This is a genomic window from Pseudomonas fluorescens, assembly GCF_002837185.1.
Taxonomy (GTDB): Bacteria; Pseudomonadota; Gammaproteobacteria; order Pseudomonadales; family Pseudomonadaceae; genus Aquipseudomonas; species Aquipseudomonas fluorescens_AM.
The window spans coordinates 39,148-51,242 of record NZ_KZ478024.1 but is presented as its reverse complement, the minus strand read 5'-3'; the positions used below and the strand labels follow the sequence as shown (position 1 = coordinate 51,242).

The 12,095-nt window shown below is 59.7% G+C and carries 13 protein-coding genes; 3 read left to right on the top strand and 10 right to left on the bottom strand.

Going from position 1 to position 12,095, the window contains the following annotated elements:
* Nucleotides 1-341: 341 nt before the first annotated feature.
* Nucleotides 342-1,358, bottom strand: a complete 1,017-nt coding sequence (locus tag CIB54_RS24585) for an ABC transporter substrate-binding protein (RefSeq protein WP_101221216.1) — start codon at nt 1,356-1,358, stop codon at nt 342-344.
* Between the two features lie 132 nt (nt 1,359-1,490).
* A complete protein-coding gene (locus CIB54_RS24580) occupies nt 1,491-1,961 on the bottom strand; it encodes a hypothetical protein (protein ID WP_065952402.1) in 471 nt (156 codons plus the stop codon).
* Between the two features lie 377 nt (nt 1,962-2,338).
* Here CIB54_RS24580 and CIB54_RS24575 point away from each other — a divergent pair, with 377 nt between their 5' ends.
* The 3 genes from CIB54_RS24575 to CIB54_RS24565 all read left to right on the top strand — a co-directional run bounded on the left by CIB54_RS24575 (nt 2,339) and on the right by CIB54_RS24565 (nt 3,280).
* Complete coding sequence (locus tag CIB54_RS24575; protein ID WP_101221215.1) at nt 2,339-2,614, top strand: hypothetical protein; 276 nt, start codon at nt 2,339-2,341, stop codon at nt 2,612-2,614.
* Nucleotides 2,615-2,735: 121 nt separating this feature from the next.
* Nucleotides 2,736-2,966, top strand: coding sequence for a hypothetical protein (locus CIB54_RS24570; protein ID WP_101221214.1), 231 nt, complete (start codon nt 2,736-2,738; stop codon nt 2,964-2,966).
* Nucleotides 2,967-3,037: 71 nt separating this feature from the next.
* Entirely contained in the window at nt 3,038-3,280 is a 243-nt protein-coding gene (locus CIB54_RS24565) for a DUF2789 domain-containing protein (protein ID WP_065952400.1), read from the top strand.
* Nucleotides 3,281-3,331: 51 nt separating this feature from the next.
* Here the strand turns inward: CIB54_RS24565 and CIB54_RS24560 are convergent, their stop codons facing one another.
* The 8 genes from CIB54_RS24560 to CIB54_RS24530 all read right to left on the bottom strand — a co-directional run bounded on the left by CIB54_RS24560 (nt 3,332) and on the right by CIB54_RS24530 (nt 12,080).
* Complete coding sequence (locus CIB54_RS24560; protein WP_371914531.1) at nt 3,332-4,561, bottom strand: methyl-accepting chemotaxis protein; 1,230 nt, start codon at nt 4,559-4,561, stop codon at nt 3,332-3,334.
* A 543-nt stretch (nt 4,562-5,104) separates the two neighbouring features.
* A complete protein-coding gene (locus CIB54_RS24555) occupies nt 5,105-5,509 on the bottom strand; it encodes a TraR/DksA family transcriptional regulator (RefSeq protein WP_003191666.1) in 405 nt (134 codons plus the stop codon).
* Nucleotides 5,510-5,932: 423 nt separating this feature from the next.
* Nucleotides 5,933-6,955, bottom strand: a complete 1,023-nt coding sequence (locus tag CIB54_RS24550) for an ABC transporter permease (protein ID WP_073525176.1) — start codon at nt 6,953-6,955, stop codon at nt 5,933-5,935.
* 25 nt (nt 6,956-6,980) lie between these two features.
* Nucleotides 6,981-8,534 carry a sugar ABC transporter ATP-binding protein gene (locus tag CIB54_RS24545; RefSeq protein WP_101221213.1) on the bottom strand — a complete coding sequence of 518 codons (1,554 nt, stop codon included), beginning with the start codon at nt 8,532-8,534 and terminating at the stop codon, nt 6,981-6,983.
* 65 nt (nt 8,535-8,599) lie between these two features.
* Nucleotides 8,600-9,535 carry a sugar ABC transporter substrate-binding protein gene (locus CIB54_RS24540; RefSeq protein ID WP_065952397.1) on the bottom strand — a complete coding sequence of 312 codons (936 nt, stop codon included), beginning with the start codon at nt 9,533-9,535 and terminating at the stop codon, nt 8,600-8,602.
* Between the two features lie 48 nt (nt 9,536-9,583).
* On the bottom strand, nt 9,584-9,760 hold the full coding sequence (locus CIB54_RS27515; RefSeq protein ID WP_163001556.1) for a hypothetical protein: 177 nt from the start codon (nt 9,758-9,760) through the stop codon (nt 9,584-9,586).
* Nucleotides 9,761-9,888: 128 nt separating this feature from the next.
* Nucleotides 9,889-10,917: a Gfo/Idh/MocA family protein gene (locus CIB54_RS24535; protein WP_101221212.1), complete on the bottom strand. Its 1,029-nt coding sequence runs from the start codon at nt 10,915-10,917 to the stop codon at nt 9,889-9,891.
* Nucleotides 10,918-11,069: 152 nt separating this feature from the next.
* Entirely contained in the window at nt 11,070-12,080 is a 1,011-nt protein-coding gene (locus CIB54_RS24530) for a bifunctional inositol 2-dehydrogenase/D-chiro-inositol 1-dehydrogenase (protein WP_065952395.1), read from the bottom strand.
* Nucleotides 12,081-12,095: the final 15 nt, after the last annotated feature.

The window sequence follows — 12,095 nt, the reverse complement described above, 5'->3', positions numbered from 1 at the left end:
ATGGCCCATTGCGGCGGCCCACGGATTCAAGCCTGTGTTCGGGCACACCGAGCCTAGGCGAGGTGCCGAGTGGTGGGGCAAGAGCCTTTTTGGTTACTTTTGGGGCTCTTTTCCAAAAGTGACCCGCTGTAAAAGCGGAACCCATGGTGGCCGTGACCGCAGAAACGGATATGTACTCGGTCTGATCCAGCATCCTGGTCGGCCCGAAGGCCGCCATCGGGGGCAAGCCCCCTCCCACATTTGGATTGTGGAGCATCAGTCAGATAGCTACAGGCTGTCCGGCCGTCACGGGACAAGCCCCCTCCCACATTTTGAGTTCCATCAGGCAGCGACACTGTCGATCACTTCAGGGCCGACTCAACCTTGAGTGCCACATCCTCCGTCAACCACGCCTTCCACACCTCGGGATGAGCCTTGAGAAACGCCTGGGCCACGTCCCGAGGCGGCGTATGGTTCTCACTCATTTTCGCCAGCGCCTGGTTAAGCGGCTCGATAGGAAACTCAACCTTCTCGAAAAACTGCGTAATCTGCGGATGCTCTTTCTGGAACGGCGTGGACACCCCGATGCTCAACTTCGACGCCAGCGACCGCGTCGGCTTGGGATCAGGATTGTCCGCATCCGTCAGCGTCTTCCAGGCCTGCGCGTCGAACGGCGGCTCTTGCAATTGAATCAGCTGATAGCGGCCCATTAATGGCGTCGGTGACCAGTAATAGAACAGCACCGGCTTGCCCCGGCGTATTGAAGAGGCAATCTCGGCATCCAGTGCGGCCCCCGAGCCGCTGCGAAAGTTCACGTAGCTGTCGTCCAGGCCGTAGGCCTTGAGCTTTTGCCTGTTGACCACTTCCGAGGTCCAGCCGATGGGGCTATTGAGAAAACGCCCCTTGTCCGGTGATTCCGGGTCTTTGAACACATCCTTGTAGCGCGCCAGGTCTTGCACGCTTTTCAAGTCAGGGGCCAGCGGCTTGATACCCTTGGCCGGATCACCCTTGACCACGTACTCCGGCACCCACCAGCCCTCGGTGGCACCCTTGACCGTATCGCCCAGGCCTACCACCTTGCCTTCAGCCTCGGCCTTGACCCAGACCGGACTGCGGCCCGCCCACTCTTCACCGATCACCTGAATGTCGTTCTTGGCCAGGGCGGTTTCCAGGGTGATCGTGGTACCGGGCAAGGTGTCGGTGGGCAAGCCGTAGCCCTTCTCGACAATGAACCGCAGTACCTCGGTGATCAGGCTGCCGCTTTCCCAGTTCAGGTCGGCAAAGTGCACCGGCGCCTGGGCGGCCGATGCCGGCACTGACGCCATGGACAGGCCCAGGCTCGTCAGCGATGCAGCCAACAGCGTTCTCAATCCTTTCATCCCTTCGCACCTCGCAATATCGCAGCCATCAGCGGACGGCTTTGCTGCTATGCGCGAAGCCTCTCTAGTAGTTAAGTCAACTCAACTGTAGTAGAGGTTCCGGGAGATAAAGGAAGTTCGCCGTATTTGCGCTTATTCACTGGCCTTGAACGTTACCAGTTCGCCCTTGCGCCACTTGGCGGCCTTGCCGGTGACGGCCTTGAGGGTTTTGGTCAGGCCTTCCTGCAGTTGTTCCTTGGCGGCAAATACCAGCATGACGCTGTGGCCTTCCTTGAACACAATGCCTTCGCCTTCGGCCGAAGACACAAAGGCGTAGTCGCCCAAGCCATACACGGTCAACTTGATATCGCGAAACTTCAGTTCAAACTTGCCACCTTCACGGCTGGGCAATACCGCCGCGCGAAAATGATCGCCTACCTTGAGTTCCAGGCGTGGCTTGTCGTCCACGACCAACGCCGCTTCGGTATCGATCTCGGCGATGTAGATACCTTCCGGGGTCTGTTCTGTAACGTAGACAAAACGAGATTGAAACTGCTTGACCAACTTTGCGCGTAAATCACCCAGCACGAATAACGCGTGCATATCCAGATTACTGACTGCCAAGGAAACGCCCCCACATCGATAAAGCACTGACCGCTTGAGCGGGCAGCACAAAAAAACGGCCGTTACGGCACGAAAGACAGACTCGTTAAAAACCTGAAGACAACCATAAGACCCGTACAGACAGCCGCGGTGGCCCTTGTGCGAGGTCATCCGGCGACACAGCAAATCACAGGTTCAACGACCCGAGAATACGAGTCGAACAACTTCAGAGAATAACCCGGTTAAAAACACAGTTTTCCGACACGCATCACAAAAGAAAATACCCGGGCATGGAACCAGGCGCGCGTTGCCGACGACAATACTAAAACAGCAACACCGGTCAAAACCAGCCGAACCGTGGCGCTGATATCAACCAGGTCAATCGACAGGAGCTGAGCATGCAACGACGTCAACACGACACAGCGTCTTTTCACACTCGTTCATCATGTCCAGAAGAACACCAATACTACTGCTTACCTACGCCCGATGGGTACTCCCATTGCGTGCTTTATCGAGTGCTGCCGGCTGGAAGAAACTTTTTTCATATCCAGGAAGTGACCAGCGGCAGGATAAAAGGCTTTCGCAGCGATCACAGCAAGGCCTGTGCACTGGCAAAAGCGCTGGAAGCCAACCTGTACAGCTTGCACGGCACACTCGTTTCGTCAGCTGGCTGACTTTACTGCACACTTTACTGCACAGCGGCCCTTCAACAACTGCCATACTGACCCGTCCTTGAAGTTTGCCCCCTGCGGGTCAGGTTTCATCAGTGCAGTTACCTCGAAGGGAAGGCTATACGTGACGGAATTTGATATTGGCGAATTTTTTATCCATGGCGATGCCAGGGAAGTGGACGGTGAGTTTCAAGCGGTGATCTTCATGCGGGCCAAACCGCCGTTGACCACAGTAACAGCCCATCAGGTCGAAAAAGACCGCTGGTTCAAAACCGTCGACGCTGCCGCCATTGCAGCCAGAGACGCCGCCAAGGCCCTGAAAGCCGCCGTGGATTCAGGTGCACTCAATTCGTGACAATCCAATAGAACTCTGGCGCACCATACCCCTCACATGCAGAACGATGATCAGCCCGCATGGAGAATATTATGGACACCACGACCCCGACACTTGAAACCCTCTTCGACCAGTTAGGCCTGGATTCCACTCAGGAAGGCATCGAACGCTTCACCGCCGAGCACCGTCTGCCGGATGACGTGAAACTCATCGACGCGCCCTTCTGGAGCGAGCAACAGGCGAATTTCCTCAAGGAACAACTGCATGTCGATGCCGAATGGGCACCTGCGGTCGATGACCTCAATGCCTTGCTGCATGAGTCTCCCGTCGCTTGATTCAAACGCACTGACAGCACGCCCGCTCCTCCCGCAGGAGCGCGCTTGCTGCTAGCGGGAACTGGCGCCTTGCGGCTTGTAGCCCAGGCGCAAGCCACCCCAATGCCGCCCGCGGACGATGATCGGCACTGACAGGTCGTGCATCAGCTCGCCGGTATCGCGCGTGTAGGTCTGCAGCAACATGGCTTGTTGATGGCTACCGCAGCGTATGCCGGTACGGTCATCAAATTTGCGCTTGGTACGGTTCTGCACCGCGTCCACCTGCGCATCACCGCTCAATGCGTGGGAAAACGCTTTGTTATGCGTCGGCACGTAGCCCTGAGGCGTACAGGCAATAGCAAACACCAAACCCTCATGAAGCGGCAACAGTGCCTCTTGGATGGCGGGTAATACCTGGTCGGTGTAGGCGTCAAAACGTGTTTTATATTTACTCGGGTGGGTATTTGGGATCGGCGTGTAGGTTCGGTCGAACAGATCTTCCAGACTGATCCGGTTGTGCAGCACATCCGCCTCGAACTGTTCGCCGATGCGCCTGGCGCCTTCGCGAGCCAGGTCGTAGATGCGCTGGTGATAGTCATCCAGGCCGACGTGCGCCAGGCGCTCGCTGATGGTTTCCGCCTGCCCTTCCATCTGCACGGCGGCGTCGGCGAGCTGGCGGGTTTGCTCATCGCTGATTGCAAGGTCACTGCGCATTTGCTCCACGGCGTGGAACAGGCTGTCGAGTTGGGTGCGGTTGGTGTCGGTGCCGTGGGCTATTTCACTGACCTGCTGTTCCACATCCGCCGCCAGGCCGGCGATGCTCGCCAGGTGTTGGCCGGCATCTTCCACTTGTTCTACACCGGTGTGCAGGTCCGCCGACAGCTGGCGAATCTGCTCCACCACCTGGGCCGTGCGCTGCTGGATATCGGCGACCATCACCCCGACTTCATCCGTGGCCGTGGCCGTACGTCCGGCGAGGCCGCGCACTTCATCGGCGACCACCGCAAACCCGCGCCCATGCTCGCCGGCCCGCGCCGCTTCAATCGCCGCGTTCAGCGCCAGCAGGTTGGTCTGGCTGGCGATGGATTGGATCACCAGCGTCACGCGCTGGATTTCCTCGCTGCGCTGGCTCAAGGCTTCGATCAGCGTGCGGCTGGCATCGGCACGCTGGCTGAGCTGATGCATGCGGGTGATCGACTGCACCAGCACTTCACGGCCTTCGCTGCTGCGCTGATGGGCCTGGCTCGCCGCGCCCAGGGCCTGACGGCTGAGCTGTGAAGTGACCTGTTCGGTGCCGATCATCACCTGCGCGCTGCTGACGATTTGCTGGGAGGCGCTCAACTGCGATTGCAGGCGCGCCGCCAGCTGTTTGACCGAATAGGCCACGCCCGCAGCGGAGAGTGCATTATGGCTGGTGGTGTAGGACAGGTCGCGCGTCAGCTCGCCAATTGCATCGCTGGCCGCAGCGTGCATCACAGAAGGCTTGGAGGGTCTCAGGCGGGGCAGCCAGATCACCAGCAAGGCCAGCGGCAGGCACAGGTAAATCGGCAAGCGGGCAAAGGCCAGACCCAGCAGTAGCAGCACCAGGACGGTACTCTGCGCGAGCGGTATCAGCCAGCCGGGCAACACCCGCACCACCGGTTGCGGTGGTACTGCTGCGCCCATCAGAGATCCGTCTCCAGCCATTGTCGTTACCCCACTGCTTGTCGTTATTGTGTCTGCATTAAACGCCACTATCGGGCCATTATCCATGGGCCTTTAGTACAGGCGCTTGCAGCAGATCAATAAAGGGGGTGTAACGGAAAACTCTCCGGGGGGCCGATGATACGGCCCCCGTGCGCCGCGTCAGGCTTGACGCTGGTGCTTGTCGATCTGCTCGTGGCGCTCTTGCGCTTCGATACAGTATTTGGTGGTCGGGCTGATCAGCAGGCGTTTGAGGCCGATAGGCTCGCCACTGTCATCACACCAGCCAAAGGAATCTTCCTTGATACGTTCCAGGGCACGTTCCAGCTGCGGCAACATGCGCTGGTCGCGGTCGATGGCATTGACCAGCCAGGTGCGCTCTTCTTCCACGGAAGCAGCGTCGGCCGGATCGGCCGGGGTATCCAGGCTTTCAATGGCGATACGGTTCTGTTCAATGCGCTCGTGGTGTTCCACTTTCATGTCTTGCAGCAACTTCTCGAAAAAAGCGTGCTGTTCGGCATTCATGTAGTCATCCGCCGGCATGGCCAGCAACTTTTCCTTTGTCATTGATTTCTCTATAAAAAATACGTGCATTAAGGCGAATAAGGGAGCGTTCCGGCCGACCTCTGCAGGTCTCGGAAAGGCGCCATCCATTCCAAGCGCCACCCGGCACTCAATTTACGAGGGGCGGCAGTCTAAGGCCGACTTGAAGGCGCAGCAACTGAAATGACAGGCATTTTTTCCCGATCAACCCCCAAAAGCACCAGGACGGGCTTGGCGAACGGTCATCGGAGTGCGTTTATAGCAAGAAATTCAAGTTTATGGAGCTATATAGAAGACAAACGGTTGATAAGGACGGCATAGAACTAAAAATGTGGGAGGGAGCTTGCCCCCGATAGCGGTCAGCCAGACACCGATGTTCAAGATGACACACCGCCATCGGGGGCAAGCCCCCTCCCACATTTGATGGGCGTTGTCCTCGAGACAGGCTCAGCGCTTGAGCTTGCGTTTGTTGCGGTATTGGTCGATCACCACCGCCACCACGATGATCAGCCCCTTGATGATGTCCTGGATATACGCATCCACCCCGACGAAGGTAAAGCCGCTGGCCATGACGCCGAGAATCAGCGCGCCGATCACGGTGCCGGTGATGCGCCCTACCCCGCCCGCCAGGCTGGTGCCTCCGATGACCGCCGCGGCGATCGCATCCAGTTCATAGGACATACCCATGCCCGCCTGCCCGGTCGCGGCGCGGGCCGAAGCCACCACGCCCGCCAGGCCCGCCAAGAGGCCGGCGATGCTGTAGACGATGATCAGGTGACGCTTGACGTTGATCCCTGAGGTGCGCGCCGCCTGCATGTTGCCGCCGATGGCATAGGTGTACTTGCCGTACTTGGTGTAACGCAGGGCGATGTGGAAGATCACCGCCACCACCAGAAAGATGATCACCGGCATCGCGCCATGACCGATGGCCGTGTACGAGTCCGAGAGCATGCTCACCGGCTGGCCTTCGGTGTAGTAACGCGCCAAACCACGGGCCGACACCATCATGCCCAGGGTCGCAATGAACGGCGGAATGCCGGTGACCGCAATAATACTGCCGTTGATCGCCCCCGCCAGCAGGCCCACACCCAGGCCCATCGCCACCGGGATCCACACCGGCAAGTCGGTCAGGGACGGAAACACCGCCCGGGAAAAATCGGACGTCTGCGCCAAACTGGCGGCGATCATCGCAGACAACGCCAACACCGAGCCGGACGACAGGTCGATCCCGGTGGTGATGATCACCTGGGTCACGCCGATGGCCAGCAAGCCGATGATCGACACCTGCAGGATCATCAGCACCAGCCGCTGGGAGTTCATCAAAAAGCTCTGGTCGCGCACGATCCAGCCGAACACTTCAAACACCAGGCCGATGCCGATCAGCACCAGGAAGATGCTCAATTCGGTGGGCATGCGTCGACGGTTCTTGACCGGTGCCGTGGCCGGCTTGTTATCTGTTATTGCATTCATAACCCATCACCTTCTTATTCTGGAGTCAGTGGACCGCGGTCATACCGGAGGCCAATTGCATGACTTTTTCCTGGGTGGCATCCGCACGATCCAGGGTGCCCATCAGTTCGCCTTCGTGCATCACCATCACCCGGTCGCTCATGCCGAGCACTTCGGGCAGTTCCGAGGAAATCATGATCACCGCCATGCCTTCGCTGGCGAGAAAGGCGATCAGGCGATAAATCTCGGCCTTGGCGCCCACGTCGATGCCCCGGGTCGGTTCATCGAGGATCAACAGGCGCGGGTTGGTCATCAGCCAGCGCGCCAACAGCGCCTTCTGCTGGTTACCGCCGGACAGGGTATCGATGCACTGTTCCAGCGAGGGGGTTTTCACCCGCAGTTTCTTGCACATGTCCTCGCACAAGGCGCGCAGGGCCTTCTGCTGGATGAAACCGTTGCCCGAATAGTGCGGCAGCACCGCCATCTCCATGTTTTCCAGCACCGACAGGCACGGGAACAGGCCGCTGAGCTTGCGGTCCTCGGTCAGCAGCGCGAAGCCCTTCTCGATGGCCATGTGCGGGTCGCTGATGCGCACCGGCTGGCCGTCCAGGGTGATCTGCCCGCTGCTGCTGGGGGTGATGCCGAAAATGGTTTCCGCGACGTTGGTGCGGCCCGAGCCCATCAGCCCGGCGATGCCGAGGATTTCACCGGCGTGCAGGTCGAATGAAACGTCCTTGAACACGCCGTCCAGGCTCAGGTCACGCACCGACAGCAACAAGTCGCCAATCGGCGTCTCACGCACCGGGAACAACTGGCTCAGCTCACGACCGACCATCATCGAGATCAGGCTGTCGCTGTCCATGCTGTCGGCGCGCTGCAGGCCGATGTACTGGCCGTCGCGAAATACCGCCACTTCATCGGCGATGGCAAACACTTCGTTCATTTTATGCGTGATGTAGACGATGCCTTTGCCCTGGGACTTGAGGTCGGCAATGATCGAAAACAGGTGGGCGACTTCCTTTTCGGTAATCGCCGACGTCGGTTCATCCATGATCAGGATATCGGAGTCATAGGACACGGCCTTGGCGATCTCGACCATCTGCCGTTCGGCGATGCTCAGGTTGCCGACCTGTTCTTGCGGGTCGAGGTTGATGCGCAGGCGCGCCAGCAGGTCGGCGGTGCAGCGGTGCATTTCGCGGTGATTGACCATGTGCAGGCTGTTGAGCTGCTCACGGCCGATCCAGATATTTTCGGCGATGCTCATGTGCGGCATCAGGTTGAGTTCCTGGTGGATCATCGCAATCCCGGCCTTCTGCGCCGCCAGCGGCGTCTCGAAGGTGATCGGCTTGCCCCGCAGGCGGATTTCGCCGGCGTCGGGCTGATAGATGCCGGCGATGATTTTCATCAGCGTCGACTTGCCCGCACCGTTCTCGCCCATCAGCGCCAGCACCGTGCCGGGGCGCACCCGCAGTTGCACATCGTCCAGGGCCACGACGCCGGGAAAGCCTTTGCTGATGTTGAGAATTTCCAGCAGGTAGGGTTCGTCCTGCGCCAGCGGCTGGATACCCGGCGGCGGCGAGGCAGTGGCGTGAGCGAGCATAGGGAGGTACTCCATCTGCAGGGTGGCCGTGACCGCCCTGCGAGCTTAGGGTTGTGAGTTCAGGGCTACTTGAAGTCTTTGACGTTGTCCGGGGTGATGAGCTTGAACGGGATCACCACGTTCTGCTCCACCGGCTCGTGCCTGGCCATCTTGCGCGCCGCTTCCACCGAGCCCACGGCCTGGCCCTTGGCGTCCTGGAACGCCGAGGCAGCCATGTCGCCCTTGGTGATTGCGTTGAGACCGTCCGGCGTGCCATCGACCCCGGCGATCAAGACCGTGCCGGGCTTGGTACCTGCCGACTTCAGCGCCATGGATGCCCCGATCGCCATTTCGTCGTTGTTGGCCAGCACGGCATTGAACTCGCGGCCCTGGGTCAGCCAGTCATTGACCAGGGTCATGCCCCTGTCCCGCAGCCAGATACCGGTCTGTTCCTGCTCGATCTTGATGTCCGGGTACTTGGCCAACACCTCCTTCACGCCCTTGGTGCGGTTAGTGGTGGAGTTGTTCGCCAGGTCGCCCAACAGGATCACGATCTTGCCCTTGCCGCCGAGTTTTTCGGCGATGTACTGCATTTGCAGCCTGCCGGCCTCGACGTCATCGGAGACCACCGCCACCACGTCCTTGGGCAGATCTTTCTGGTCCGGACGACGGTTGACGAACACCAGCGGGATGCCTGCCTTGGTAGCCGCATTGATAATGTTCTTCGTCGAGGCGGTGTCCACCGGGTTGACGATGATGGCGTCGACTTTCTGGCTGATAAAGTTCTCGACCTGGCTCAGTTGCTTGACCACATCGGCGCGGGCGTCTTCGAACTGCAGTTGCACGCCGTCGCCCTTGGGATAGGACTTGGCCTGCTTGTCCATGTCTTCGCGCAGGTAGGTCAGGAAGGTGTCATCGAAGGCGGACATGCTCACGCCCACCTTGATGTCAGCGGCCGCGGCAACGCCGCTGGCGAGTAGCATCGACAGGGCCAGCGCGGTAAAACGGATCGGGGTCTTCATGAACGGTCTGTCTCCACTTTCTTGTTGGTTTTATGGACGTTGCGTTTATCAGCGTTCGGCGGGCACGCGTACCACCGGTGCGCCGGGAATGCAGCAGACCAGCGCGCCCTGGTTTTCGACGCACAGCACATTGAGGAAGGAGAAGTAGAACGGCCGGGCGCGAGGCAATGCGCGTGGCGTGTGGGCAGGGCGTAAAACTCGCAGTACAGCGTTGAAGATTTTCATCTGACGGTACCTGGTTGTTTTTGATCTTGTTTTTGTTGAGTCGCCGGGGTCGAGCCCAAGACGTACTTTATGCAACCTGGAAAAGACTTTATTGGAAAATAATTTCCATATCAACCTGTTTTAGAATTTTATTCTATTTTTGTCGTAACCACCTGCTGGCGCTCGGCGCTCAGGCGTGCGGCGTCCAATATACGGGTGGTTTCCAGCGCATCATAGGCATTGACCGGCAGCGGCCCCTGGCCCTGTACGGCACCTTGCAACTGCCGGTAGAACTGCGGCCAGCAACCCTTTTCCGAGGGCACCCGTTCGCGCTCCGGCCCTTGTTCGAACCAGCCCCAGCGTCGATGCTCTTCCGCGCCCCAATGCTCGCCTTCGGTTTTCGGTGACTTGCCGGCCATCAGCGCGTCTTCCTGGCCGTCCAGCCCTTCGACGGTATAACAGCCCAGCGTGCCACTGACACGAAATCGCGGTGCCTGGCTGTTTTGCAAGGCGCTGCCCCACAGGTGCGACATCACGCCATTGGCATGGGTCAGCGCAACGAAAAAACCATGATCAAGGGTGGGATGCTCGCGGGTGAAGTGCAGTTGCGCAAATACCCGGTCCACCGGGCCGAACAGTTGCAGGGCCTGGTCCACCAGATGGCTGCCGAGGTCGCGCAACCAGCCGCCGCCGCTGGCATTACCCACCGCCTGGGGGCTGTAGCGTTCGACGCGGGATTCAAAACGGGTTATCTCACCCAGCGCACCGGCCTCGATGAGTTTGCGCAGGGTCAGGTAATCGGAGTCCCAGCGGCGGTTCTGGTAGACGCTGAGCAACGTGCCTTGGCGTTCAGCGGCGGTGATCAAGGCCTGGGCCTGCTCGGCGTTGGCGGCGAACGGCTTGTCGCTGACCACCGCCACGCCATGTTCGATGGCTTCAAGCACCAGGGCCGGACGGCCTTTGAGGGTGGTGGAGATGACGAGGGCATCGACGCCGGCTTCGACGATCTGGCCGATGGTGTCGAAGGCCTGCAGGCCAGGGTGATCGTTTGCCAGTTGCTGGCGGCGCTCGGGGGATCGTGTGACGACGCCGACAAAGGTCGCGCCGGGCAACGTCGCAATCAGCGGCGCATGAAAGAAGCGCCCTCCGTGGCCGTAGCCGACTAGTCCGATTCGCATGATTTATTCCTTCTTTGAAGTGCAAACCCAATCAAATGTGGGAGGGGGCTTGCCCCCGATAGCGGTGGATCAGTGACAAGAGTGTTGACTGACACACCGCTATCGGGGGCAAGCCCCCTCCCACATTGACCGCATTTCAATTCTGGTTGGGTTCAGCCATAGAAATGCGGGCGATCCGGCAGGCTCACCGGCACAATCTGCCCACTGCCCTGCGCTTCAATACACGCATCCGCCGCCACCGCCGCCGCATAGCCGTCCCAGGCCGACGGCCCGCCCACTTGCCCGGCGCGCACGCTGTCGATGAACGCCTGCAATTCCACGTCATAGGCGCCGATAAACCGGTCCTTCCAATCCATCAGAATCGCCTTCGACAACTTCGCCCCACTGCGCATCTGCACCTGCGAAGGCTCCGGCAATTTGGCGATACCGCTCTCCCCCACCACTTCGCATTGAATGTCGTAGCCGTATTGGCAGTTGACGAATACTTCCACGTCGATGCGCGTGCCCTTGACGGTCTCCAGCAAGACGATCTGCGGGTCGCGCAGGTGGGCCAGGGCTTTGCTGGTCTTGCGCGGGAACACCACCTGCACGGAGGCGTAATCGTCGTTGAGCAGCCAACGCAGTACATCCAGTTCGTGGATCAGGGTGTCGGTAATCGCCATGTCGGTCTTGTAGTTATCGCCCACCGTCGGGTTGCGATGGGCGCAGTGCAGCATCAGCGGTTCGCCGATCTGGCCGCTGTCGATCACCGCTTTCAAGGCACGATAGCCTTCGTCGTAGGGGCGCATGAAACCGACCTGCACCAGGCGCTTGCCGTACGCCACCTCGGCATCGACGATCTTGCGGCAGCCTTCGGCGGTGACGGCCAATGGCTTTTCGCAGAACACGGGCTTACCGGCGGCAATGGCGGCGAGCACAAATTCTTCGTGGCTTGGGCCCCAGGAGGTCACCAGGATCGCTTCGACCTGCGGCGAATTGATCAGCGCATGACCGTCCGGATATACCTCGGCGGTAAGTTTCAACTCTGCAACGACCTTGGCGGCTTGCTCAAGGTTGATGTCCGTCACGGCCACCACCTGGCTGTTAAGCAAGGTCTGGCTGCAACGACGAATATGGTCACGGCCGATGGCACCGGTACCGATTACTCCAAGCTTCAACGACATACAAACACTCCTCTT